23 protein-coding genes, 1 pseudogene and 1 other annotated feature are annotated in these 26,494 nt (G+C 42.2%); of the genes and pseudogenes, 1 reads left to right on the top strand and 23 read right to left on the bottom strand.

Translation table 11 applies throughout. The features are described 5' to 3' along the window. Positions 1-19 precede the first annotated feature (19 nt). The 19 genes from padA to P8P68_RS01255 all read right to left on the bottom strand — a co-directional run bounded on the left by padA (position 20) and on the right by P8P68_RS01255 (position 24,284). Positions 20-8,662, bottom strand: a complete 8,643-nt coding sequence (padA, locus tag P8P68_RS01345; RefSeq protein ID WP_278276024.1) for an LPXTG-anchored isopeptide-forming adhesin PadA — start codon at positions 8,660-8,662, stop codon at positions 20-22. 61 nt (positions 8,663-8,723) lie between these two features. Beyond that, entirely contained in the window at positions 8,724-9,311 is a 588-nt protein-coding gene (locus P8P68_RS01340; RefSeq protein ID WP_070800509.1) for a TlpA disulfide reductase family protein, read from the bottom strand. Between the two features lie 330 nt (positions 9,312-9,641). After that, positions 9,642-10,628 (bottom strand): PhoH family protein, encoded by a 987-nt coding sequence (locus P8P68_RS01335; protein ID WP_278276023.1) that lies wholly within the window; start codon positions 10,626-10,628, stop codon positions 9,642-9,644. An 84-nt stretch (positions 10,629-10,712) separates the two neighbouring features. Continuing rightward, positions 10,713-10,928: a YozE family protein gene (locus P8P68_RS01330; protein ID WP_278276022.1), complete on the bottom strand. Its 216-nt coding sequence runs from the start codon at positions 10,926-10,928 to the stop codon at positions 10,713-10,715. An 8-nt stretch (positions 10,929-10,936) separates the two neighbouring features. Beyond that, complete coding sequence (gene cvfB, locus P8P68_RS01325; RefSeq protein ID WP_278276021.1) at positions 10,937-11,791, bottom strand: RNA-binding virulence regulatory protein CvfB; 855 nt, start codon at positions 11,789-11,791, stop codon at positions 10,937-10,939. 59 nt (positions 11,792-11,850) lie between these two features. Further along, positions 11,851-12,408, bottom strand: a complete 558-nt coding sequence (gene frr / locus P8P68_RS01320; RefSeq protein ID WP_001262236.1) for a ribosome recycling factor — start codon at positions 12,406-12,408, stop codon at positions 11,851-11,853. 7 nt (positions 12,409-12,415) lie between these two features. Then, positions 12,416-13,153 (bottom strand): UMP kinase, encoded by a 738-nt coding sequence (gene pyrH / locus P8P68_RS01315; RefSeq protein ID WP_000002996.1) that lies wholly within the window; start codon positions 13,151-13,153, stop codon positions 12,416-12,418. A gap of 83 nt (positions 13,154-13,236) precedes the next feature. Next, entirely contained in the window at positions 13,237-14,571 is a 1,335-nt protein-coding gene (gene trmFO / locus P8P68_RS01310; RefSeq protein WP_180833123.1) for a methylenetetrahydrofolate--tRNA-(uracil(54)-C(5))-methyltransferase (FADH(2)-oxidizing) TrmFO, read from the bottom strand. A gap of 157 nt (positions 14,572-14,728) precedes the next feature. Further along, positions 14,729-15,676, bottom strand: a complete 948-nt coding sequence (locus P8P68_RS01305) for a hypothetical protein (RefSeq protein WP_219909956.1) — start codon at positions 15,674-15,676, stop codon at positions 14,729-14,731. 78 nt (positions 15,677-15,754) lie between these two features. Further along, a complete protein-coding gene (gene rsmI, locus P8P68_RS01300) occupies positions 15,755-16,633 on the bottom strand; it encodes a 16S rRNA (cytidine(1402)-2'-O)-methyltransferase (protein ID WP_084917830.1) in 879 nt (292 codons plus the stop codon). A 2-nt stretch (positions 16,634-16,635) separates the two neighbouring features. Beyond that, positions 16,636-16,953, bottom strand: a complete 318-nt coding sequence (gene yabA, locus P8P68_RS01295) for a DNA replication initiation control protein YabA (protein ID WP_000358229.1) — start codon at positions 16,951-16,953, stop codon at positions 16,636-16,638. 145 nt (positions 16,954-17,098) lie between these two features. Further along, positions 17,099-17,989 carry a DNA polymerase III subunit delta' gene (locus P8P68_RS01290; protein ID WP_278276020.1) on the bottom strand — a complete coding sequence of 297 codons (891 nt, stop codon included), beginning with the start codon at positions 17,987-17,989 and terminating at the stop codon, positions 17,099-17,101. Next, complete coding sequence (tmk, locus tag P8P68_RS01285; RefSeq protein ID WP_278276019.1) at positions 17,986-18,624, bottom strand: dTMP kinase; 639 nt, start codon at positions 18,622-18,624, stop codon at positions 17,986-17,988. The genes P8P68_RS01290 and tmk overlap by 4 nt, the downstream gene beginning before the upstream one ends. A 121-nt stretch (positions 18,625-18,745) precedes the next feature. Continuing rightward, on the bottom strand, positions 18,746-19,543 hold the full coding sequence (proC, locus tag P8P68_RS01280; protein ID WP_278276018.1) for a pyrroline-5-carboxylate reductase: 798 nt from the start codon (positions 19,541-19,543) through the stop codon (positions 18,746-18,748). Positions 19,544-19,546: 3 nt separating this feature from the next. Further along, positions 19,547-20,809: a glutamate-5-semialdehyde dehydrogenase gene (locus P8P68_RS01275; protein WP_278276017.1), complete on the bottom strand. Its 1,263-nt coding sequence runs from the start codon at positions 20,807-20,809 to the stop codon at positions 19,547-19,549. Positions 20,810-20,818: 9 nt separating this feature from the next. Continuing rightward, on the bottom strand, positions 20,819-21,928 hold the full coding sequence (gene proB / locus P8P68_RS01270) for a glutamate 5-kinase (RefSeq protein ID WP_278276016.1): 1,110 nt from the start codon (positions 21,926-21,928) through the stop codon (positions 20,819-20,821). Positions 21,929-22,028: 100 nt separating this feature from the next. Further along, positions 22,029-22,928, bottom strand: a complete 900-nt coding sequence (locus P8P68_RS01265; protein WP_278276015.1) for an RluA family pseudouridine synthase — start codon at positions 22,926-22,928, stop codon at positions 22,029-22,031. Continuing rightward, the gene (lspA, locus tag P8P68_RS01260; RefSeq protein WP_000745694.1) at positions 22,912-23,379 is read right to left on the bottom strand and encodes a signal peptidase II; all 468 of its coding nucleotides are present in this window, start codon (positions 23,377-23,379) and stop codon (positions 22,912-22,914) included. Before lspA ends, P8P68_RS01265 begins: the two co-directional genes overlap by 17 nt. Then, positions 23,376-24,284 (bottom strand): LysR family transcriptional regulator, encoded by a 909-nt coding sequence (locus tag P8P68_RS01255; RefSeq protein WP_278276014.1) that lies wholly within the window; start codon positions 24,282-24,284, stop codon positions 23,376-23,378. The genes lspA and P8P68_RS01255 overlap by 4 nt, the downstream gene beginning before the upstream one ends. On the opposite strand from P8P68_RS01255, the pseudogene P8P68_RS01250 reads away from it, so the two are divergent. Next, positions 24,277-24,348 (top strand): annotated as a pseudogene (locus P8P68_RS01250) (AraC family transcriptional regulator); the annotation flags it as partial. The gene P8P68_RS01255 and the pseudogene P8P68_RS01250 overlap by 8 nt on opposite strands. 165 nt (positions 24,349-24,513) lie before the next feature. Here P8P68_RS01250 and rpmA read toward each other — a convergent pair. From rpmA to P8P68_RS01230, 4 genes are all read right to left on the bottom strand, one after another. Further along, a complete protein-coding gene (gene rpmA / locus P8P68_RS01245; protein ID WP_000916509.1) occupies positions 24,514-24,807 on the bottom strand; it encodes a 50S ribosomal protein L27 in 294 nt (97 codons plus the stop codon). 16 nt (positions 24,808-24,823) lie between these two features. Continuing rightward, on the bottom strand, positions 24,824-25,168 hold the full coding sequence (locus tag P8P68_RS01240; RefSeq protein WP_000613697.1) for a ribosomal-processing cysteine protease Prp: 345 nt from the start codon (positions 25,166-25,168) through the stop codon (positions 24,824-24,826). Positions 25,169-25,183: 15 nt separating this feature from the next. Further along, positions 25,184-25,498 carry a 50S ribosomal protein L21 gene (gene rplU / locus P8P68_RS01235; RefSeq protein ID WP_000109141.1) on the bottom strand — a complete coding sequence of 105 codons (315 nt, stop codon included), beginning with the start codon at positions 25,496-25,498 and terminating at the stop codon, positions 25,184-25,186. Between the two features lie 34 nt (positions 25,499-25,532). Continuing rightward, positions 25,533-25,653: a sequence feature (ribosomal protein L21 leader region), on the bottom strand. A 64-nt stretch (positions 25,654-25,717) separates the two neighbouring features. Then, positions 25,718-26,404: a YoaK family protein gene (locus P8P68_RS01230; RefSeq protein WP_001238358.1), complete on the bottom strand. Its 687-nt coding sequence runs from the start codon at positions 26,402-26,404 to the stop codon at positions 25,718-25,720. Between the last annotated feature and the right edge of the window lie 90 nt (positions 26,405-26,494).

Genomic DNA, 26,494 nt, shown 5'->3' with positions numbered 1-26,494 from the left:
CTCCTCTTACTATATGATACTAACGTTCAGCTTTACGCTTCCAAACTAGAAGTCCAGCAAGTCCTAGAGCTAGGGCAGCAAGTACTCCAAAGATTGAAGATGCTTCAGAACCTGTATTTGGCAAGTTTTTGCCTGGATCTTTTGGTGGAACATTCCCAACAGGAGTTGGTTTTGTTGGCTCCTCCGGTTTAGGTGGGAACACCATAACTGTATTGGTAGGCTGTGGATTATGGTTAAAGCTTACTTTAGCTTTATTAGGAACACCAGCAGCGAATTGTGTAAAATCTGTTCCTTCTTTGAAGTTAGTGTAAAGTACAAGACGTACGGTACTTCCCTTCAAGGCTTCAAGAACATCCTTGTCGCTGATTTCAAAAGTCACAACATTGCTAGTTTCATCGTAAGTAACAGTAGCAATTGCTTCTAAATCTTTACCTACTAATTCACCACGATCATTTGAAGACTTACTCAATTTATCAATAGCTGCTTGAAGCTTGGTTTGAGCTTCTTTTAGTTTCTTGATTTCATTTTCGAGTTTCTCTTGTTGTTGTTTCTTATCAGCTGGTGCCAATTCTGCTTCTTTCTCAGCTGGTGCTTGAAGTTTAGCCAAGTTTTCTTCAGCTGCTTTCAACTCTGCTTCCAAGCTTACAAGATCTTGACTTGGCTCGCTAGTTGCAGGTTTCTTATCTTCTGTTGCAGAAGAATCAGATGTAGCTGGAGTTGTTTCTTCAGTAGCTGTTGCTGGAGTAGCTGGTGTTGTAGTTTCAGCTGGTTTAGCTGGCTGCGCTGCCTTAGCTGCTTCCAACTTCGCTTTCAATTCAGCTACTTTAGCTTCCGCTGCCTTGAGTTCTTCCTTCTTACCAGTCTCTGTTGAAGTCTCTTCTGTTGACTTGCCTGTCAAAGCTTTGAGTTCTTTCTCTGCTTGATCAAGTTGAGCTTGAAGAGTTGCTTTGATCTTGTCAAACTGAGCATTTTCAACTTTAAGAGCGATACGGTCTTTGTTGACTTTCAAGACTGAATTGATTTCATCCGTGATTGTAAAACTAGTCAAGTCTGTCTTGATAAGACGACCATATTGATCCTTCTTAGCATTTCCGTTTTCATCTACAGGATCTGTTGGAACCGGTGTAGTAATATCGAATCGGAAGGTATCTAAAGCGTTTGGCAAGTGGTATTCTTTATCAGGTTTAGATCCATCTTCTGGTCCAACAGACTTAGCTGGTTCACCTGGTGTTGGATCAGTTGGTTTTTCTGGGTCACGTGGTTTCACCGTTACCGGTTTTGATTCCTTGCTGCCAGATTGACCATTGGCATCCTTGAAGTTAACACTTGCTTTGTTTGGTACCAATTGATCCTTATAAGGAGTCAAATCGCTATTCGCTTTGAGTTTAGCTGGGATGTACAATTGAATCTCTTTGAAGCCTTTTAGTCGAGCGAAATCTTTCACTTTTACAGTGACAGTGTTTCCTTCAACACTTGTTTCAAGAGCTCCATTTGCATCACGACCGTCCACATAGGCTACTGGCGTATCAGGGATTGCCAAAACAGATTCAAGTGTATCTGTTACGGTGAACTCTTTGTACTTATCAATATCTTTTGGTAAAGCTGTATTGACATTGTACATGTAAGGTGCATCGTATTCGACATCCAAGTGGTCCAAGGTACGGTTGATTTTCTTCGTAATTTCTGGTTCTGGTTCTTTTGGAACGATAACCGGAACTTTATTCGAATCTTTGTGTAGCCCTGGTCTATTTGGAATGTTTGCATCATAAGAAGCCGTATTTGGAACAGTGAATCCACGATCTGTTAGATATGGAGTCAAATCAGCTCCCGCTTTAATCTTAGCAGTGAAGCTCAATTCAACTGCTTGACCGCCATTGGCTTTCACTTGTTCTTCTGTAAGGGTCAAGGTAATGGTTTGACCTTCTACCTTGATTTGACTGGCATCAAGAGCTTGACCATTCAAGATTGCACTTGCTGAACCTGCATAATAAAGAACAGACTCAAGTGTATCACTTACACTGAAGGATGATACATCTGTTGGGACACTTGTTTTCACGTTGTATGTGAAAATTTGGTCACGATCAGCAAGCGTTTCCTCAGCCTTAGTATTGACATCTTTCTTGATCTCTGGCTCGTCTGGTGTTGGTGGCGTTACTGGGACTTCGTTAGAGTCTTTGTGCACACCTGGTTTGTGTGGGAAGCTTGCGTCATAAGAAGCCTTATTCGGAATCTGTGTACGGCCGTCTTCCTTCACATATGCGGACAAGTTCGCGCCAGCTTTGATCTTCGCGTCGAATGTTAATTCAACTGCTTGACCGCCATTGGCTTTCACTTGGTCTTCTGTAAGGGTCAAGGTAATCGTTTGACCTTCTACCTTGATTTGGCTTGCATCAAGAGCTTGACCATTCAATTTAGCACTTGAAGTTCCTGCGAATTCAAGAACGTCCACTAGGGTATCTGTGACTGAGAAGGCTGTCGCATCTTGCGCTACACTTGTTTTCACGTTGTAAGTGAAGACTTGGTCGCGTTTGTCAAGAGTTTCAGATTCTTTGCCGTTCACATCTTTCTTGATCTCTGGCTCTGCTGGTGTTGGTGGCGTTACTGGAACTTCGTTAGAGTCTTTCGTAAAGCCTGGTTTGTTTGGTAGATCTGCCTTGTAAGCTGCCTTGTTAGGAACTTTCACAGTCTTATCTTCTGATAGGTAAGCAGACAAGTTCGCGCCAGCTTTGATCTTCGCGTCGAATGTTAATTCAACTGCTTGACCGCCATTGGCTTTCACTTGTTCTTCTGTAAGCGTCAAGGTAATGGTTTGACCTTCTACCTTGATTTGGCTAGCATCAAGAGCTTGACCATTCAATTTAGCACTTGAAGTTCCTGCGAATTCAAGAACGTCCACTAGGGTATCTGTGACTGAGAAGGCTGTCGCATCTTGAGCTACACTTGTTTTCACGTTGTAAGTGAAGACTTGGTCGCGTTTGTCAAGAGTTTCAGATTCTTTGCCGTTCACATCTTTCTTGATCTCTGGCTCTGCTGGTGTTGGTGGCGTTACTGGAACTTCGTTAGAGTCTTTCGTAAAGCCTGGTTTGTTTGGTAGATCTGCCTTGTAAGCTGCCTTGTTAGGAACTTTCACAGTCTTATCTTCTGATAGGTAAGCAGACAAGTTCGCACCGGCTTTGATCTTCGCGTCGAATGTTAATTCAACTGCTTGACCGCCATTGGCTTTCACTTGTTCCTCTGTAAGCGTCAAGGTAATCGTTTGTCCTTCTACCTTGATTTGACTGGCATCAAGAGCTTGACCATTCAATTTAGCACTTGAAGTTCCTGCGAATTCAAGAACGTCCACTAGGGTATCCGTTACCGCAAAGGCTGTCGCATCTTGCGCTACACTTGTTTTCACATTATAGGTGAAGACTTCATCACGTTTCGCGAGGGTTTCTTCTGCCTTGCCGTTCACATCTTTCTTGATTTCTGGCTCTTCTGGTGTTGGTGGCGTTACTGGAACTTCATTAGAGTCTTTCGTAAAGCCTGGTTTGTTTGGAAGATCTGCCTTGTAAGCTGCCTTGTTAGGAACTTTCACAGTCTTATCTTCTGATAGGTAAGCAGACAAGTTCGCGCCGGCTTTGATCTTCGCGTCGAATGTTAATTCAACGGCTTGACCGCCATTGGCTTTCACTTGGTCTTCTGTAAGCGTCAAGGTAATGGTTTGACCTTCTACCTTGATTTGGCTAGCATCAAGAGCTTGACCATTCAATTTAGCACTTGAAGTTCCTGCGAATTCAAGAACGTCCACTAGGATATCTGTGACTGAGAAGGCTGTCGCATCTTGCGCTACACTTGTTTTCACGTTGTATGTGAAGACTTGGTCGCGTTTGTCAAGAGTTTCAGATTCTTTGCCGTTCACATCTTTCTTGATTTCTGGCTCTTCTGGAGTTGGTGGCGTTACTGGGACTTCGTTAGAGTCCTTGTGATATTTCGGATTGTGATCAATATCATAAGAAGCCTTATTCGGAATCTCTGTCTTACCATCTTTATTCACATAAGCTGATAAGTTGGCATTATCTCTAATCTTAGCCTTGAAATTCACTTCAATGGACTTACCTGCATCTGCTTTTACAGAAGCTTCTGTAAAGGCAACTTTGATGACTTGACCAGAAAGTGTCACTGTCGCCTTCGATCCTGCATCCTCACCATCAAGTTTAACAGTGGCTGAAGCATTCTCACCAACAAATTCTAGAACTTCTTTCAACTCGTCTGTCATCTCAAACACAGTTGCGCTGGCAGGCATTGTTGTTTTCAAAGTATAAGTAAACTCTTCATTACGTTTTGCAAGATCATAACGTTCTGCTCCGTTTACTTCCTTCTTAAGCTCTGGAGTAGTGGTTGGTGGTGGTGTAACGGTAACTGGTTTTGATTCTTTCTTAGAATCAGGATTATCATTAATGATGTAGCTAGCAGTATTTGGTACTACCGGCTTGTCTTTTGATTCATTTGGATAAGCTGCTAAGAGTGCATCAAAGGTAATGCCTTCCTTCACCTTAGCCTTAAATGAAACTTGTACAGCTTTACCAGCATATTGTTTCACTTGCTCTTTACCAAATGTGACCGTCAAACGTTGACCTTCTGTTGTTACAGTGAGGTCTTGAACAGCTTGGCCATCAACAGTGACCGTTGCTTCTCCTTCAAATGCCAATTCTTTGACGATATCATCTGAAATGGTGAAGCTATCTGCCACATGTGGAACCGTTGAGTCAATCGTATAAGTAAAGATTTCTGATAACTTACCAAGATCTGCGTGTTCCTGACCATTCACCTTCTTCGTGATTGGTGGTGGTGTAACAGTGACTGGCTTGGTTTCTTTCTCACCTTGTTGGTCATTCTTGTTGGTGTAAGTAATCTTAGCTTTGTTCTCAATAGATGGAACAGTTGAGCCTTTCTTCACTTTGGCATGAATCACGAGCTCTACTTCTTGGTTACCGTAGTCACCCGCATTCGCAAAATCTTTCATCGTTGCAGTCACGGTTTGACCTTGAACTGTTACATCGAAGAATTTCGCTGCCGCTCCCTTGATTTCAGCTTGACCTGGAGTCAAGTTCTCATCCAAGGTATCCGTTACAACGAAGGACTTGTACGTTGTAATATCATTTGGCAATTTCGCTTTGATATTATAAGCAAAGTCGGTTTCCGCACCGATTGTTGCCTCTGTCAGTGTTTCGTTGATTTTCTTATCAACACCTGGTTCTGATGGAGGGGTTACGGTGACAGGTTTCGTTTCTTTTTCTCCGCTATGATCGTTCTTATCTGTGAAGCTGAACTTCGCAGTATTTGGAATGTTGATACGAGTCACTCCATCATTGATCTTAGCCGGAATAATCAATTCCACTTCTTGACCAGCAAGGTCTGTAGCGTTCGCAAAGTCCTTCATCGTTGCAGTCACGGTTTGACCCTCAACTGTTACATCGAAGAAGGCGGCAGCTGCTCCTTTGATAACTGGTTTGCTTGAAGTTTCATTGATAACTGACAAATCTCCTTCAAGTGTATCTGTAATCACAAATTTCTTGTAATCTGTAATATCTGTTGGAAGTTTTGTCTTAATGTTGTAGTTATACGCTTGACCTGTCGCGATATCTAAGTGATCAAGAGTTTCATTGATCTTCTTCGTTACAGGAGGTGGCGTTACGGTGACCGGTTTCGATTCAACTTCTTTCTCTACATTATTCTCATTTGTAAAGGAAATAGAAGCCTTGTTTTCAATGGTTGTACCTGTCACACCATTTTTAACTTTTGCAGGAATGACTAATTCAACAGTTGAGTATTTTGCAAGTTCACCAAACTGACCATCCTTCACCGTTGCCGTAATCTCTTGGCCATTGGTGTGGATATCAAAGAGGGCCGCTGCAGAACCTTTAATACTTACGTCTCCTGCAAGTTCCAAATTAGCATCCAGTGTATCACGAATCACAAATTTCTTGTAATTAGCAACATCACTTGGTACTGCTGTTGTAATGTTGTAGTTGTATGGTTGCCCATCAAACGTTTGGAAGCTATCCAAGTTTTCATTGATTTTCTTATCAATCGTTGGTTCTTTTGGTTTTGGTGGGGTAACCGTTACTTCGTTAGAGGTTTGTTTCACATCGTTCAAGATCACATCCGCTGTATTTGGTACTTTTACTTGACCATCTTTCTTGTATTTAGAAAGATCAGCACCTTTACGGATTTTCGCCTTAAAGGTTAATTCTACATATTGAATGTCTTTCACCTTACGGCGATTCACTTTACGAGTGATTTTTTCAAGATTAGTTTTGTCTAGTGTCAACGAAACGGTTTGACCTGAAACAGTTGTCGCACCTTTCAAATCAGCGTTATCTTTTCCACCGAGTTTTACATTCAAACTATCTGCTTGAACTTCTAACTCTGGAACAACTGTATCTGTCAGCGTAAAGTTGTCCGCAATACCTGGCCATGGAGCAGTTACCTTGTACTCAAAGAGTTCCTCTTCTGCCTTCAAATCTTCATGTTCTTTGTCATTAACCTTCTTCGTAATCTCTGTTACTACTGGCGGTTTCACGTAAACTGGATTTGAACGGCGAATGGTACTTGGTTTGGTATCTGTCTTGGCATGCGCATCTTGGTTTGGTTGATTGTCATCACCATTCCACATGATGTTCCCTTGGTTTAGGAGACCAAATCCATTACTTTCCTGAAGGAGAGCCATGAATTCTTTACTTGATTGATTATTGCGGTATTGTTCTTTCAAACGAACCTTAATGGTCATTTGAGCTTTCTTCAATACCAAGTAATTATAGTTGGATCCTTTAGCAGGAACATCCGCAACCACGACACTTTGAGGGTTGCCTTCTGAATCATCTTGACTAACTACACGAGTGGTCCATTTTTCTCCATTTGGTCCAGTAGCTGAACTTTCAACCACTTCCAAACGGTAGTCAAGTGGGTCTGTCAACATGACGTTCTTTTCAAATTCGTAGGCTACGTTATTGAAGTTGTAATCAAGAGTATAGGTAAACTCCTCTGCCTTGTCTGACAATTGTGCAGAATAGGCTTTTTTCTTTGTCAAACCAAGCGGGTCATCAATTTCTCCCAAGTCATTACTCTTATCTGCGTCGGTAATTCTCTTCGTGACACTTGGGAAACAGTACTCGAGTTTTTGAACTTCAACTTTTTCATTACGTCCACCGATTTTTTGAGTTGAAAATTCACCTGTCTTGAAGACACCCGTCAATTCAGGAACTGTAACTTCTTCGTTTACAGGTTTATAATCAGCTGGCGGATCAACTTCATCCTCTTCATTCGTTTCAGGAGCACGAGCTTCCTTACTCAAATCATAGTCGAAATTGTTATCTCCAGGGTTGAAGACACTATCAGGTACATAGATTGTGACATTGTCACCTTCTTGATTGATTCGACCACGAATTTGTTTTGATGGATCTGTGACTTTTTCAACAACAGTCTTACCATTGATTCGAACAGCATCAACCTTATATCCAGGTGTAACAGTGAACTCACCTTTGATGTCTTCCTTGATCAACGCTGCAGCTACAGATTCTAAAATCTTTTGTGAGAACACATCAATGTTATTCTGTTCATTAACATAGAAGGAAACGTTCTTTCCGTTCACAACCTTATCTGGTGAAGCCATCGATTGAAGTGCGTCGTGGAAGATGGCTTGCACTGAACGGTTGTCCCCAATATTAATAGTGTTACCGAAACCATTTAGATAAGCTGGACCATATTGATAATATGGTTCAGTGAAATTATCAACACGTTCCCAGAAACCTACAACCACAGAACCTTCTGAACCAACCGCTGCTTTCAGCTGATCACCAGCATCTCTCAACTCATTGGCACGACCAGTAATATCTTGAGCCGCTTCTGGATAGCTATTTACTCCCCAAGCACGTTGAATAGCATCTGTTCTTGTCCAGCTCTTGTCCATAACCACTGTGTTAGTCCCTGGCAGACGGTAACCGTTGGCTACCCCATCCGTTACCAGGAGGAAGACCGTCTTCCGACCGTTTTCCATATTGCCTTTGACACGGTTGTACTGAGCGATTGTATCATCAATCGCAGGAACAGTTGGGGTCCCACCATCAACAGCAATATTATCAATGAAGCTATGAACTTTATTTTGATCGCTTGTTAAGCCACTATTGCCATAGGTGTAGTTTTTTCCAGTCGAATTCGCATCAGTATATACGTTCGCAGGGTTACCACTAAAATCATTGTTTTCAAAGTAACGCACCTGATCCAAACCTTGGTAAGAAGCAACGAAGACCCGGTCAGTTGTTCGAGGGTCGTCAGTCTTAACGAGATAAGGATTTGTCTCATCGTATTGTTCTGGGCTAACATAAGTCGTCAACCGTTTAAGAGCACGTTTGACACTTGGAATCGTTTCTCGGAATGATCCACTGGCATCCTGCAGGATAACCAAGTCAATTGGTTTACGCGGAACTGTCCATTCCGTCTTTTCTGATTTCTTTATCTTACGATAACATCCATTCTGGATAATTTCCGTATTATCTCCTACTCGAATTACCTCAGTTTCATCAGCCGCACCACGACCGAAACGTAAACTAGCTAATCCTAATGGCACAGAGAGAAACAGAATCGTAAACAGAATGGAGACCTTTTTAATGAAATCTCTCATAATTTTCTCTGAAATCCTATTGCGATTTCTTCTTCCTCCTTTTTTCCGAAATGAATGTATGTTAGTTTAGCAGTTCTTGTAACTCTTTCGAGAAATTTTCAGCAGTGGTATGATTTACTAATACATTCTTTACCTGTTGCTGTTTTGTCACAAGATACATACTTGGTATGGTTTGAACCTGTAAAAGATCGGCTGCAGACTGATCTTCGTCATAATAATACGGGAAAGTATATCCTTTTTCTTTGATATACTGATCAGCAGTTTCCTTTGTCTCTTTTCCTGGTTCGTTCATATTCAAAAGAACAAAATGAATTTGATCTCCATACCTTTCATACATCTGCTGAACAATGGGTAGTTGTTTCTGGCAATGCGGACACCAACTAGCCCATTCGACAACTAATATAGGTTTATCATACAGTTCCGAGATAGCAATCAATTTTCCATCTTGAGAGGTCATTTTAAATTCTGGAAGTTGTTGACCTTTTAAACTCAAAGCTGAATTGTTCTCATCACTTGAAGTCGATTGCGAAACTGAAGACGTTCCTATATCTCCATCCTTAGTGGGTCTAGTGAAATAAATTAAACCCACCGCTAAAGCTATGATGACTCCTACTGCTAAAAATGGAAGCCACCACTTGTCTTTTTTCATAATATCTCCTTTCTATTAAGATGTGAAAGCGAGTTAGGTACTTTCAAATTTTGGACATAAGCCCACTCTAACCCAAATATCATTTTATCATTTTGAAATCTTTATTTCAATAAAATTTATCGTAATTTTTCCTATTAATTGCTAAGAAAATTAAGAAAAAATAAAATTTATAATAAGTTAACTTAAATGTGGTGGTTTCAGCACTAATATTTCTAGAATTTTACCAACATCAGATTAGAATCATCATTATTCTGTATATAATAAATTAGCCATACAACTTTTTATACAGGGCAACTTAAAAGCAGTTCGCATCTGAACTGCTCTTTTTTGCTATTCTGTCTCTTGGTTCTTTTCTTCAACCTTAATTGGAGCTGGTTCATAAGCTCGGATAATCTGAGCGACAACAGGATGACGAACCACATCCTTAGCTGAAAAATGAACAAAGTCAATCTGGTGAATGTTCTTGAGCTTTTCTTGGGCATCAATCAAACCGGACTTGACATTACGCGGCAGGTCAATCTGACTGATATCTCCATTGACAATCATCTTAGAATTAAAACCTAAACGAGTCAAGAACATCTTCATCTGCATGATGGTCGTATTTTGCGCCTCATCAAGAATGACAAAGGCATCATCCAACGTCCGTCCACGCATATAGGCAAGAGGCGCAATCTCGATAATTTCACGCTCCATGAGACGAGTCGTCTGGTCTTTTCCCAGAATCTGATACAAGGCATCATAAACAGGTCGAAGGTAAGGATCTACCTTCTCTTTAAGATCACCCGGAAGAAATCCTAGACTCTCGCCAGCTTCCACTGCTGGACGAGTTAGGATAATTCGCTTGACCTGCCCGCGTTTAAGGGCTGTCACTGCCAAGGTAACTGCAAGAAAGGTCTTCCCAGTTCCTGCAGGTCCGATTCCAAAGGTCACATCATGCTGTTTAACACTGTCCACATAAAGTTTTTGACCCAAGGTTTTGACACGGATAGGCTTCCCAGTATTATCCTTGATGATTTCTTCTTCGTAAAGGGCGACAAACTTGTCAATTTCATCGTTTTTGACCATACTAATCGCAGTCACCACATCTGGCGTACCAACGGTCATCCCACGATTTACCAAGACCATGAGAGCTTGAATAACCTGACGGGCTTCCTCACAGGCAGTCTCTTCTCCCAAAACCTGGACAATCTCCGTACGGGCATGAATCACCACATCAAGCTCTTCTTCCATCAAACGAAGATGGCGTTCATTGGAACCAAAAAGATGAAACAGGTCATCTGGATGACTCAGTTGAATGTCTATTGAATGTTCCTTCAAATAAAGAACCTCTCTAATCCTTTTATTTCTTTTTATTATAGCAAAGGGGTGGAGAAATTACTAGCCCAACCCCAATGAATCATGCTAGTGTTCTAAGTATTCTTGCCAGATAGCGTCAAAGTCTCCTAGGTTGAAAGAGAAACTGGCATGTTCTTCCAGAAAGCGACTAACCTCATCAAAATCATCTGTGTGTTTTGGAAAGACTGACTCTTCAAAAGCGAGGTCTGCTAAGATAGCCTTGGGACTGTTACTTTTAGGATTGCGCTCGGTCATGAGCCAAGTGTAAAATGATTTTCTCATATGCCACCCTATATCAACTCTGTACCAAACTGGTCTTGCTTGATTTTACCAGCCTTCATCAAACCACCGAGTGCTTTCTTGAACTGACCTTTAGAAATGCCAAAGGTTGCCTTGATGTCGTCTGGAGATGACTTATCATTTAAGGTCATGAAACCGCCATTGCTTTCCAAGTAGGTCAAAATCATCTGAGCATCATTTTCCAACATTTCAAAAGAACGTGGTTTGAGAGAGAGGTTCAAGGTACGGTCCACTTCACGGAAACCAATAACGCGCGCATCTAAAACTTGTCCTAAACGTGGCTCTGCATAGCGCTCGCTAGGATGGATAAAGCCAAGCATGTTATTTTCTGTCAGATAGACAAAGGTACCTGACAGCTTGAGGCGGTAAACAATGGCTGGCCAGTTTTGGTTCTGCATGTTGTTGTAGGCAGGACGAGCCAGACGTTGGAAGTCTTCTTGATAAGCCAAGAGTCCCCAGATACGGTCTTTCTTGTCCACTTCAAGACGGATGTAGAGTTGGTCGCCCTTCTTAGGCCAGAGTTCCTTGAGCTCAGGGAGAATATCGAGTGACACAACGATTTCCTTGTCAGGAAGGCCTGTATCCACAAAGACACCCAAGTCTTTACGAACTTCCGTTACAGTTCCCCAACCAAATTGATCCTGTGTGGCAATCACTTCTAAAGTGGTCAAGCGGAGCTTTTGCTTCATATCTGTATAGGCGAAACCTTTAACCGTATCCCCTACTGTATGCTGACCTTCTTCCTTAGCAAGAGCATAGGTTTGACCATCCTTTTGCACAAAGTAAAAACGGTCGTTTTCATCGATGATCAGTCCAACGATAAAACTTGCAAGATTTGTATTCATATTTCCTTCTTTCGAATAAAACTCAGCCAGCAATGCCAACTGAGTTTTTCTGTTTATTTTTAGACTTCCAAAAGTTCTTTCTCTTTGTTGGCAGTCATGTCGTCGATGTGTTTAACAGCATCGTCTGTTACTTTTTGAATGTCTTTTTCAAGAGTCTTCAATTCGTCTTCAGTGATTTCTTTTGCTTTTTCTTGTTTCTTGGCTTCATCCATAGCATCGCGACGGATATTGCGGACAGCCACTTTAGCATTTTCACCGACCTTCTTCACTTCTTTGGCAAGGTCACGACGAGTCTCTTCTGTAAGAGCAGGGATAACCAAACGGATCACAGAACCGTCATTAGCTGGTGTAATACCAAGATCAGAAGCGTTCAAGGCACGTTCGATGTCTTTCAATGAAGACTTGTCAAATGGTGTTACCAACAAAACACGCGCTTCTGGAATAGTAATTGAAGCGATTTGGTTAAGAGGAGTTTCGACTCCATAGTATTCTACATGGATACGGTCTAGCAAGCTTGCGTTGGCACGACCGGCACGGATACCACCAAATTCACGAGCAAGTGATTGATGAGACTGGGTCATTCTCTCTTTTGCTTTTTCTACAATTGCATTAGCCATAATTTTCTTATTCCTTTTCTTCGATATTGTTTGAAACTGTTGTTCCGATATTTTCACCAAATACGACACGTTTGATGTTGCCTGGTTGGTTCATATTGAAGACAACCAAGTCAATGTCGTTGTCCATAGAGAGGGTTGAAGCAGTTGAGTCCATGATACGAAGACCTTTATTGATAACATCACGGTGGGTCAATTCTTCAAACTTAACAGCTGTCTTGTCTTTCTTAGGATCGGCATTGTAAACACCGTCTACGCCATTTTTAGCCATAAGGATGGCATCCGCTTCGATTTCAGCTGCACGAAGGGCTGCTGTTGTATCTGTTGAGAAGTAAGGTGAACCAATTCCAGCACCAAAGATAACGATGCGGCCTTTTTCAAGGTGGCGAAGGGCACGTCCACGTACGTAAGGTTCTGCCACTTGTTGCATAGCAATAGCTGTTTGCACACGTGTATCAACCCCAACTTGTTGCAATGAATCTGCCATTACAAGAGCATTCATAACAGTCCCAAGCATTCCTGTGTAATCCGCCTGAACGCGGTCCATTCCTGCCTCTGCAGCAGGTTCTCCACGCCAGAGATTTCCTCCACCAATAACAAGGGCAATTTCGATACCTAAGCTATGAACTTCTTGAATCTCTTTTGCGATTGTTTGAACTGTTTGGATATCAATCCCTACGCCACGTTCACCGGCAAGGGCTTCACCTGATAACTTGATTAAAATACGTTTATACTTGGGATTCGCCATTTTCACTCTCCTTTTTTTATCCTACCTATTTTATCACAATTTCTAAGATTTTTATAGTATCATGAGCAATTCTTTCAAAAAAATTAAACCGTTAAAAATTCCTCTAAGTCGGTAAGAGCACGCTCTGCAATTTTTTCATAACGAGCCTTCTTATCACGGATACGCTCGCCTTCCAACTCCTTGATAATGCCAAAGTTGACATTCATGGGTTGGAAATGTTTGCTGTCCGCATGAGTGATGTAATGAGCTAGACTTCCAATCGCTGTGGTCTCTGGGAAGATAGCTTCACTTTCACCCTTGAAGAGTCGAGCCGCGTTAATACCTGCAACCAAGCCTGAGGCTGCTGACTCAACATAGCCTTCCACACCCGTCATTTGACCAGCAAAGAAGAGGTTGGGTTGTTTCTTAGAACGATAGGTTTGCTCGAGAAGATTTGGTGAATCCATGTAAGAATTGCGGTGCATGACCCCATAACGGACAAACTCAGCGTTTTCAAGACCTGGAATCATTTGGAAAACACGCTTTTGCTCCCCCCATTTGAGGTGGGTTTGGAATCCAACGATATTGTAGAGACTACCTGCTGCATTATCCTGACGGAGCTGGACAACCGCATAAGGTGTTTTAAATTCTCCATCACGAGGGCCTGTGTAGTCATCTGGATACTCCAGACCGACTGGTTTCATAGGACCATAAAGCATGGTTTTAATGCCACGCTTGGCCATGACTTCGATAGGCATACAACCTTCAAAGTACTTTTCTTTTTCAAAAGAATTGAGCGGTGCTTCTTCCGCATTGACCAAGGCTTCATGGAAATCCATAAACTCTTGCTTGGTCATTGGAGCATTGAGGTAGGCTGCTTCTCCCTTGTCATAACGAGACTTGAGATAGACCTTGCTCATATCGATAGTATTGACATCGATAATAGGCGCCGCCGCGTCGTAGAAATAGAATCCATCGCCGTCATTAAGGGCATGAATCTTCTCAGCTAGAGCATCGCTGGTCAAAGGACCAGTAGCGACCACTGTAATAACATCAGTCGGTAATTCTGTAATTTCATCACGAACCACTTCAATCAAAGGATGATTGGCTACTTTTTCGGTCACCATTTGAGAGAAACCATCGCGGTCCACCGCAAGGGCACCGCCTGCAGGAACACGTGTAGCTTCAGCAGACTCTAAGATAACAGAACCCAAGCGACGCATTTCTTCCTTGAGAAGACCGACAGCATTTGTCAAAGCATCCCCACGCAGGGAATTAGAACAAACTAACTCAGCAAAATTGTCTGTTTTGTGCTGAGGAGTTGATTTGACACCACGCATTTCATAAAGTTTAACTGGAATACCCCGTTCTGCGATTTGATAAGCAGCTTCAGCCCCTGCCAAACCTGCACCGATAACATTGATATAAGATTGAGACACGACACTAATACCTCTTTGGGTGGAAACTAAGTCCAAATAAAAACAAGCTACTAGACTATTTGACACCCACAAATCTTTCTAAATTCATGCTTGGTCCATTATACCAAAAAACTAAGTAAAAAGACAGACAGGAGAATTCCTGAATGTCTTTCAAAAATTATTCTTTATTAAAATTGAATGTCTCCCAATTCAGTTTGCTTCCATATTTTATAGTAAAACGTACTTCTGTATTCTTAGGTAGTTTATCGCTTTGAAGTATTTGGGCAAGTAAGTATTCGAAATCAGAATCCGTCCAATTGTCAATATCTTCATTAGTTACTTGTAGGTTTTGTCTTCGTACCTGCTCTATATCAATACGTATTCGAATACTAAAGGTCGAACAATTGTCAGCAACTCTTTTTAAAAGTAGATCTCGATTACGAACAAGCGTCTCTTCATCAAGATTGTTGACTCTACTTGAGTCTAGGTCCTCAATTAAGGGAGTGAGTTCTTCTACATCCGTCTTCAAAATTGCCTCTCTTTTATCTCTCTCTTCAAGACGGGTTTTGGGGTTGCCACTATATTCTTTTTTTGGAACCAAAGAATAATTGGAGTCAAATGAGTCCAATTCAATTGAATTTTTAATATAAAGCTTCCTAATCACATCATCGCTTAAATATGTTGAAGTCAAGCTACCACTTTGAAGTAATATATTATAAGCTTCCTCAAGTCGGTCATAGTTGTCATCACCAGAAACATACTCCATTTCTAAACGGTAGACTGTTTTCTTGGAAAAACCAAAGAATTTTTTCTTTTCAACTTCTTTAAGCCTCGAATTGTATTTAAGGACTGGAGTGCTCTCAACATAATCTTTTTCAAAATCCACATAGACATCAACAAATTTCGTATTTCCTTCAACGTAAAACGGAGATCCATAATATCCAAAGGTATCAGCTGTCGAGTATCCTTCTGCTTCTAACCCTGCAGCTTCTACTACAGAACGAATGTTTGAAATAGCTGTTTTAGCTAAATCACGATCGACTCTATTGTTACATGCAGACAACATAAATAATGTGAGAATAGGGAACAGTAAACCAACTACCTTCTTAATCACTTTGCTTTTCATTTCCCCTCCAAATAAGCATTCGTAGCAAAATACTAATGATTGCTATATTCACTTCGGGAAGAAGGCAAACTTCCCTGTTTAATCACTTTCTTGATTTTTTTCCCAGTCGTGGTAGGCAGCATAGAGTTGACTTTTATTCCACATGTAGAGTTTCGCAACTTCCTTAATGGCTTGATTTTTCTTCATGCCTTCTTGGATGCGTGCTTGGATATCTGAAAACAAGTCCTCCTCGTCCTTTTCCTCCACATCCTGACTGGCACCTTCAACAATGAGAAGGCATTCGCCCTTGAGTGGCGTTTCAGCTATGCTTTCTAATAATTCAGAAATGGTACCTCGTTGGTATTCTTCATAGATTTTGGTCAATTCCCTGACCAAGACTACCGAGCGGTCACCGTAGACTTCTAGCATATTTCCCAATGTATCCGCTACACGATGGGGCGATTCGTAGAAAATCTGAGTTTCTGGGTAATCTTTTTTTAAGTCGAAAAATTGCTTTTGCTGGCCTGATTTTCTCAGTAAGAAACCGTAAAAGATATGTGGTTGTGGAGCTAAACCACTGGCAATCAAGGCAGAAATTCCTGCAGAGGCACCTGGAACGGTAACAACTGCGATTTCTTCCTCAATAGCTACCTTGACCAAATCATGCCCAGGGTCTGAGATACTAGGCAGACCCGCATCAGAGACCTGAGCGATACTTTGTCCTGCTTTCAAGAAACCAATCAAATCAGGAATTTTTTCCTTGGCATTGTGCTCATGAAAACTAATCTGCTTGGTCGGAATGTCAAAATGCTTGAGCAAAAGCCCCGTATTACGCGTGTCCTCAGCCGCAATCCAGTCCACTTCTTTCAAAGTCTGGATGGCACGAAAGGTCATGTCATCTAGATTGCCAATCGGCGTTGCTACTAAGTAAAGCTTGCCATAGGGAGTTTGCCCCTTAAAACTTTTTTGAATCTGCATGCCTACTCCCTGTACAACAACTCGTCACAGAACATACATTCCTCGTCCTGTTCTCGACGTTGTCCATAAAAATCATTACATACGTGAAACCCGTCTTTATAGATCCGACGGACGCTTTCACGAACATGCTTGGCCTTGACGGGAGTATCTGCTTCCACCTCGCCTAAGCGTTCGCGCAACTTACTATTTTCCAAGCGAAGAGCTGTATTTTCCTCTACCAGGCTCTTGAGATTTTTCTTAATGGCTTCCACATCGGCCAAGGTCACCAGTAACTGTTGGGAAAAATCATCTAGCGCGTCAAATAATTCTTTTTTGTCCATAAAACAGCCCTTTCCTTTCTATATCGTTCATTTTTAATACTCAATGAAAATCAAAGAGCAAACTAGGAAACTAGCCGCAGGCTGTACTTGAGTACGGCAAGGCGACGTTGACGTGGTTTGAATTTGATTTTCGAAGAGTATGAGTTTATATTTCTTTCAAAACCAGATATTCCATGGCATTTTGAAAGCTGACATTAGCCTGCCACATTTTTCTAGCTTCTAGTAAATCTTGTAAAATCTGTCGAATCCTTACTTGCAAGAGGTCCTGTCCACAGAGAACTTCGAGGATTCGCAAGACCTGGTCTTGTTTCTCCTTGTCATCTGCCAAGCTAGCCAATTTAGCAACTTGCAAATAACTCTCTTTTTTCTTGGCTACTAACCAAGTTAGTAAGCGCTCGCTTTCATCAACTATAGTCCAAAAACTTGCCTGATTAGCCAACTTTTCAGCTTCAGCTCTCGATTGACTAAACTGGGCTAAGAGAGTTGCTTTTTTCTTGACCAGACCTGCTTGTTCTAATTGATGGATGAGCTTTTCTTCTTGCTTTTTAAAATGGAAAATCTGGGTCCGACTACGGATTGTTGGCAACATCTTTTCCTCATCGCTGGTCAAGAAGAAAATATAAACCTCACTCTGGGGTTCTTCGATGACCTTGAGCAGAGAATTAGCCGCGTTAGGATGCATTTTCTCCGCCTGCTCAATAATAAAGACCTGCTGCTGACTTTCAATCCCTGCTTGAGAAAACTGACCCACCAATTCCCGAATGCGTTCTGTCTTGATGACCTGATTGACTGGCTTAATCAAGGTAACATCGGGGAATTCTTCCTGTTCAATCAGCTTGCAGTTTCGGCATTTCTCACATGGTAGAACGCCTACTTTATCCGTACAAAAGAGGCTCTTAGCCAAAAACTGCGCCATTTCCAAGCTTCCAAAGAAACCTGAAAAGAGATAGGCGTGATTGAGCTGATCTTGTTCTAGGATACGGACAAAGCGGTCAAACTGGTCTGGCTGCCAAGCTTTTAGTTGTTCTTGTTTCATTTAGCCAAGCCCATTCTGTCAAACAAGACAGCCTTGGTCGTTTCCACAACTTGCTCCAAAGGAAGACTCGCATCAATCTTAACAATGCGATTTCCTTCTTTGTCCAGAAGAGAAAGGTAGCCTTGACGGACTTTTTTATGCAAGTCCAACCCTTCCAAGTCCAAACGATTGACCTCCCGGTCACTATTAGCAGCAATGCGAGCCAGTCCCTCTTCCACCTCAATGTCAAAATAAAGTGTCAAATCGGGTTTGAGGCCATCTGTCGCAAAGTGATTGAGCCAATCAATGGCATCAATATCCAAGCCACGGCCAAATCCCTGATAAGCAACGGAACTATCGATGAAACGGTCCATAATGACCAACTTACCAGCTTCAAGAGCAGGCAGAACTTTTTCCACCAAGTGCTGTCTGCGACTTGCGATATAGAGAAGGAGCTCTGTTTTAGGATCCATTTGAGTATGACTTGGGTCCAAAATCACTTGACGAATCTTCTCCCCAATCAAAACTCCACCTGGCTCACGGGTCGTCAGCACCTCTACTCCTTTTTCCTCTAAAATGGGGAGTAGAGCCTCTAAAACACTGGTCTTTCCTGCTCCCTCTGGTCCCTCAAGAGAGACTAAAAATCCTTTTGACATGTCTAACTCATTTCTTTTTTTCTACCTTCTATTCTATCAAAAAAATAGGTTTTTGTGACAATCTTTTTGCGTCTTCTCTATTCAATCGACCATAAAAAGAGGTTGGGAGTCATCCAACCTCTTATTTACCTAGTTCTTGTGTTCGTTTATAGGCTTGATGAACTGCGGCCATGACTGTACCTCTAAAGGCATGTTCTTCCAGACTTGCTACACCAGCGATAGTCGAACCTCCTGGGCTGCAAACTTGGTCTTTCAATACTCCAGGATGTTGCTGACTTTCCAGAACCATTTGTCCAGCTCCAACTACTGTTTGGGCTGCCATTTTCAAAGCCGTTTCTCGTGGCAATCCTGACTGAACACCTGCATCTGCCAAAGCCTCGATAAAGAGGTAGACAAAGGCTGGCCCACAACCTGCAAGACCTGTCGCCGCATCAATTAAGTCATCCCCAAGCTCAACCAATAGACCCGCATTGGATAAAAGCTGACAAAAGAGTTCACCGTCCTCAGCAAGACAGTTTGCTGACATGGCATAACTAATCACCCCTTGACCGATAGCCACTGGAGTATTGGGCATGATGCGAATGATACGATGTTGACTTGGGATAAGACTAGCTAGTTTTTCCAAAGTCAATCCAGCTGCCATGGAAATCAAAAGAAGACTCTCTCTTTTTTCAAGGATGGTCTGATATTGAGCAAGCAGTTCAGAAAACTGCGCAGGCTTTACTCCTAGAAAAATCACATCTGCTTCTGCGAAGATTTCTTCATTGCTGGAAGCCTGACCGCCGAAGTTGGCAATGAAAGCATCTACTTTCGCTTGACTACGATTGGCAAGGAGAATCTGAGCACCCGCCTTACCCTGCAAAACAGCCTTAGCCAAGCTACCTCCCATATTTCCCAAACCGATAAATCCAATCTTCATCTCTTACTCCCTTATCTGTCCGTCACCAGTAACCACATACTTGTAGCTGGTCAACTCTTTCAAGCCCATAGGCCCACGCGCATGCAGTTTCTGAGTAGAAATCCCCATCTCACATCCAAGACCAAATTGCCCACCATCAGTGAAACGCGTTGAGGCATTGACATACACCGCTGCAGAGTCCACTTGATTTGTAAAGTAGGCTGCAGCTTCAGCATTTTCTGTCACAATGGCATCCGAATGATGGGTACTGTGAGCTTCAATATGCTCAACTGCTTCTTCTAAACTGCTCACAACCTTAACCGCTAGGATATAATCTAAAAACTCAGTGTCAAAGTCTTGGGCCTCAGCTGCTCGACCTGAAACAAACTGGCTTGCTTGGCTATCCAAGCGGAATTGAATTGGTTCCAGTCCAGCTTCCTTACGCTCTGCAACCAGAACTTGTTCCAAGCGAGGAAGGAAATCTGCTGCCTTGTCTTCATGAACCAGCAAGACCTCCATGGCATTGCAGACAGAAGGACGGCTGGTTTTAGCATTGTTGATGATGGCTAGAGCCTTGTCTTCGTCTGCATCCTTATCTACATAGACATGGACAATCCCAGTTCCTGTCTCGATAACAGGCACGATAGCATTTTCAACCACAGCATTGATCAAACCAGCGCCTCCACGGGGTATGAGAAGGTCTAGATAACCCTTGGCCTTCATCATGGCATAGCTACTTTCACGGCTAGTATCTTCCACCAGTTGAATCACATTTGGATGAATGGTAGTCGTCTCCAAACCCTTCTTCAAGGCTGTGACAATAGCATGAGCTGTTTGATAGGCATCCTTGCCACTACGAAGAACGACTGCATTACCACTCTTGAGAGCCAAAGCAGCTGCATCCGACGTCACATTTGGACGGCTTTCATAGATAATACCGATAACCCCCATGGCCACACGCTTCTTAGTAATAATCAAGCCATTTTCAAGCTGACTTGTTTCTAGGACTTCACCGATAGGATCTGGTAAAGCAACCACTTCACGAATCCCTCTTGCCATCGCTTCTATACGTCCCGCATCCAAATAAAGACGGTCTAGCATGACATCTGAGATTTTCCCCTTGGCCGCTACCATATCGAGGGCATTGGCCTCTAGAATCTCCTCAGTAGCTGCCAATAACTGATCAGCCATGGCTAGCAAGGCTTGGTTTTTCACTACTTCACTAGCAGTATTGATTGATTTCTTAACAGCCTGTACCTGTTCAAATTGTTCTTGTGTACTTACCATCGTTCACCTCTAAAATTCTGTAAAGAGCAGCTGGATTTCAGGAGTGATGGAAATCCAGTCATCACGGTGAATCAAGACTCCCTTAGCTTTTTGAGAACGGAGCATATCTTCTAGAGCTGAGACGCCAAATTGGACACGTCCCTTCCCAAGAGATTGACCTGTTTCTTTATCTGCTACTGTGACAATATCGTGGTAAGAAAAGTTTCCTTCCACTTCTACCACACCCGATAAAAGGAGACTTTTTCCGTTTTTTGAAAGTGCCTCTGCAGCTCCACCATCTACCCAAATCGTTCCCTGACTTTGAGCATAGAAGGCCAGCCATTGTTTCTGGGTACGAAGTCCCTTCTCTTGCGCAACGAAGAAGGAACCATCCCTAGTTTCTTCCGCTGCCTCAATCAAGGCATCTGATTTCAAGGAGGAGCAAATATAGACTGGCACACCTGACTCCGTCGCAATAGTTGCAGCTTTGATTTTTGTCAGCATGCCCCCAGTACCGTTTGACGAACCTGCTCCACCAGCCATATCAATAATCTCACGATTGATAGTCTCGATTTTCTCAAGACGTTTAGCTGTTGGATCTGAGTTGGGATTTCCAGTATAGAGACCGTCCACATCGGTCAAGAGAACTAAAAGGTCTGCTTGAACCATCGCCGCTACCTGGGCACTCAGAGTGTCATTGTCCCCGACCTTGAGCTCATCAATAACGACACTGTCATTCTCGTTGATGATGGGGATTGCACCACGATGAAGCAATATAGACAAGGCCTGATGGGCATTCTTATAACGACGTTTATCTACAAAATCATCCTGGGTCAGCAAGATTTGTGCAGAAACGATTTGACGCATGAGGAGGTTGGTTGTGTACTCTTCTAGCAGCAATCCTTGTCCTACTGCAGCCGAAGCTTGTTTATCTGCAATCTTGGTCGGACGTTTTTTAAAACCCAAAGCTCCAAATCCAGCGGCAACTGCTCCAGATGACACTAAAATCAACTCATGTCCAGCCTCATGCAGCATAGCCAATTGCTGGGTAATTGCCTTTACTTTACTTCTTGATAAACTCCCGTCTTCATTTGTCAAGGACGAAGTCCCCACCTTAAAGACGATTCGTTTGTACTTCATATTCTCACTCCGATTCTTCATATTTATCCATTATAACATGAATGTTTTAAAATAGAAAAGACTTGAAATGAAAAAGGTTGAGACAGCAATCTCAACTCTTTTATCTATTCTCAGTTTTACGCAACCTTTCCAGCGTTTCTTTAAAAATCTCTGGAATATCTGCTGTGAATTCCATGGTTTCACCTGTTCTCGGATGGGTAAAACCTAGAGTTTTAGCATGGAGGAATTGCCCATGTCCTTTCAAAGTCTTACGAGGACCATAGACTTCATCACCAGCGACTGGATGGCCAATATAAGCCATATGAACACGGATCTGGTGGGTACGCCCTGTTTCCAGTTGCAACTCTAGCAAACTATAATCTCCAAAGCGTTCCAAGACTTGAAAACGAGTCACTGCTGGCTTCCCTTTAGCAGTCACTGCCTGTTTCTTACGATCTTTTTCACTACGACCAATCGGAGCTTCAATCACACCACGATCATTGGGTAGATTGCCATGAACAATTGCCCAGTATTTACGGAGAGACTTCTTGTCCTTGAGTTCTTGCGCGAGTGCTAAGTGGGCCTCATCATTCTTAGCAATCATGAGGAGACCAGATGTGTCCTTGTCAATGCGGTGAACGATACCCGGCCGGAGAAAACCATTGATACCTGACAAGTCCTTGATATGGTACATGAGGGCATTGACCAAGGTTCCGCTAGTATGACCAGCACTCGGATGAACCACCATCCCCTGAGGTTTGTTAACAACGGCTACATCCTCATCTTGGTAGATAATCTCGAGCGGCAGATTCTCAGCCACATACTCTAAAACCTCCGGTTCTGGCACATGATAGGTGATGATATCCCCCTCTTGGACAGTGTATTTTGCTTTCTTGGCTTGCCCATTCACCAAGACTTGTCCAGCCTTGATTTGTTCATTCGCGAGACTGCGTGACAATTCTGTCAGATCAGACAGAGCCTTGTCTAGACGTTGCCCACCAGTTTCAATTTTTATTTCCATTTACTTCCTCTTTAAGCATTGCAATCAATAAAACAATCACACCAACTGTTAAATAGCTGTCAGCAACATTGAAAATCGCAAAGTTGATAAAGTCTAGGTGAAACATATCCACCACAAAACCTTGACTCATTCTGTCGATAAAGTTGCCCAGACCTCCCGCGATTATCAAAGTCAGTCCAAAAACCAGCCAGAGAGAATCCTCCATGTGTTTATGTAGATACCAAATGGCTCCCACCATAACGACCAGTGTAATGACAGCAAATAACCACTGCTGATCTTGTAGCATGGAGAAGGCTGCCCCACGATTTTGCAGATAGGTCAAGCTAACGAGATTGGGGATCCACGAACGAACTTCACCCAGTGGAATCTGCTGGACAACATAGGCTTTAACCCACTGATCCAGCCCAATCAAAAGCAGTACAATGACTGCTACTATTCCTCTTTTTTTCATGATTTCCTCTTTTGATCAAAATATTCTTGCATAACCTCAACGAAAAGAGTCCCAGCTTGGCTAAGCTCCACTTCTTCCCGTTTGACATAGACCATGCGGTTATCTAGATTATCCTTGAGACGAATGACTGTAATCCCATTAACACTGTCACTATCTAAAAACCCAGATCCAGTCGCATAAGCATCCGTCCGCTCCAAAATACCGTTCAAAGTAGCACGGTCCGTCACATTGAACATCTGGGAGCTCGCGCTGGTGTCGACAAAGTTCTCTGAATAGTAAAGGTACTCATCCTTTTCCTGAGTGAAACGAACCGTTGGCAGATCCGCCAGATCCTCCATGACCAATTCCTCCTTCTGTGCTAAAGGATGCCCTTCACGAAGATAAATGTGAGTCTGGAAAGGAATTAGTTCAATAACTTCTAAACCAAGCTTTTCAACCCGTTGCATGATGCCCTTTTTATTTTGGTTGTTGAGGTAGATAATCCCAATCTCACTGTGTCCTTGGGCTACTTCGTCTAATATTTGAACTGTGGTAGACTCAAAAATACGAAAGTTCTTATAATCAGGATAACGTTCTGAAAAGGCCGTAACGGTTGGTGGCAAGAAGTCATAGTGCTGACTGGCAATAGAAAATTCATCCTTTTCTTCCTCAGGATTGGCATACTGATTTTGAAAAACATCAAAGCCTTTAACTAACTCCTGCGCTTTCTCATAAAATTCCATACCACGACGGGTTAAGAAAGTCCCCGAACTCGTCCGACGAAAAATCTTAAAGCCTAGCTCTTTTTCCAAATCGCGCACAGAAATAGACAAACTCGGCTGACTAACATACATCTTTTCAGCAGCTTCACGGAAAGTACCACTATTGGCAATGGCCACAACATAGCGTAATTGTTGAATGTTCATCTTTTACCCCCAACTTCTCTATCTGTTCATTATACCATATTTTAGAAGTTTTCCACCTAGGAAAAATAATGTCGCTCACAAAATTCATCTACACTAGTAACAAAAAATTGTGGGTATCAAAACAAAAAAATAGGCTCTCCGAAAACTCGGAAAGCCTAATTTTATGCTAGTTCTAGCTTCCTCGCCTTTTCATTTTAAGGCTCGGGATAAAAAGGTTCACTGAACCTTTTTATTTTGCGATTGGGTAAACAGAAACTTGTTTTTTATCGCGACCTTTACGTTCAAAGCGTACTACGCCTTCAACTTTAGCGAACAAAGTATCGTCTCCACCACGTCCAACGTTTACACCTGGATAGATGTGTGTACCACGTTGACGGTAAAGGATTGATCCACCTGTTACAGTTTGTCCGTCAGCTGCTTTAGCTCCAAGACGTTTCGCTTGTGAATCACGTCCGTTTGATGTAGAACCTCCACCTTTTTTGTGGGCGAAAAGTTGCAAGTTGTTAAGAGTCATTTTTAACATAATGTTTTCCTCCGTGTTAGTTTTCTGTGATAACTCTGGTTTGGACGAACTCAGAAGAGTTCTCCGATAAATTTGCCATACCTAAGAAAAATGATTCAAAGAATAACTGGGTCATTTCTCTCTGGTGCGAAGGAAGATCCGCTGGTATTTCAACCTTTAGATAGCCACCTTCATCTTCGTTTAATTCTAAGATTGGTTCATAGCCTGCAAATTTCTCAATGGAATTGATAAAGTTAATGGCAAGCGTAGAAACCGATGCACACACGACATCTAAGCCGTATTCGCCACTTTCGGCGTGTCCAGTAATTTCCGCACTCCTCAGCTCGCCATCTTCGGCTCTCTCAAAGACTGCTTGTATCATGTGTTCTCCTTAAAATTAAGCGTTGATCGCGTTGATGACAACTTTTGTATATGGTTGACGGTGACCTTGTTTACGGTGGCTACCTTTTTTAGGTTTGTACTTGTAAGTAACAACTTTCTTTTGTTTTCCTTGTTTTTCAACAGTTCCAACTACAGTAGCTCCAGCAACAAGTGGAGTTCCGACAACAGTGTTTTCACCACCAACAAGAACAACTTCGTTAAAAGTAACTTCTTGACCAGCTTCAACGTTCAATTTTTCAACGTAAACTGCTTGACCAACTTCAACTTTAACTTGTTTTCCGCCAGTTTTGATAATTGCGTATGTGCTCATTATGCACCTCCTATGATTTTTAGGGTTTCCCCGTATTTTTGTGAAGACTCGCCTAGCATCGTGGGACGAACCACTTAAAAGAAGAGCTCTAAGTATAACAAAGTTTAAATTTTGTATACGATGAGCAAACGATGTTCGTGCGGTTGCACAGGATTGTGCATAGTCAACTCTTCAAGTATAGCATATCTTCTTTTTTCTTACAAGCGAAATCAATCAAATTTAAGCTTTTTCTTTCCCTTTTTTTCTCCAAGAAGCAAAAAGCATACTGAAGTAAAAGATACTCATCATAAGAGGAACACCTAGAATTGTCTTCTCCTGATAGTAAATCGTCAAATAAGCTGAAAAAACAACTCCGAAGACAAAACTACTAAGTAAGCTAACAAAAATCAAGCCCTCTCGTAGAAAAGGCGTATGCTTGGTCCGGAAATAATCTCCAAAAGCCAACATGGTTCGTTTAATATTGCCCGTCATAAAAGCATTATTATAGGCAATACCTGACACTTCTCCAAAGGCTGTTGTCACCAGTCCCATACAAAAGGCCAAGGGCGGTACGAGATAGATATTGTCAACCGTTTGCGGCACAAAGCCTATAATTAGGGATAAGACTGCAAGTGGAATCAAGGACAAAATCGGCTTTTTAACAATTCGTAGTTTTTCCTTATACAATGTCAGAAAAAAGACACCCATCATAAAGGAAAACAAGGTCATTACTTTGGCACTGGCATCCGATACATTTTGTTGAATAAGTCCTACAGAAAGAAAAACCACATTCCCAGTCTGTCCAGCGACAAGGGTGTTCCCTCGCACGATAAAGGTATAAGCATCGACATATCCTGCACAAAAAGTCAAAAAAAGCGCTAGTCGCTTAGACTGACGTGATATTTTTCTTATTGGTAATAATCTCATTTTCTCTCCCAATTCAGTTTCATTTACTCATTTCAATATTGTACCACTTTCTCCTAAAAATGCGTAGCCCATTTGAAAATTTTTACCATC

The sequence above is a fragment of the Streptococcus sp. D7B5 genome (assembly GCF_029691405.1).
GTDB lineage: Bacteria > Bacillota > Bacilli > Lactobacillales > Streptococcaceae > Streptococcus.
The sequence above is the reverse complement of the archived record's forward strand: the minus strand, read 5'-3'. Positions and strand labels throughout refer to the sequence as shown.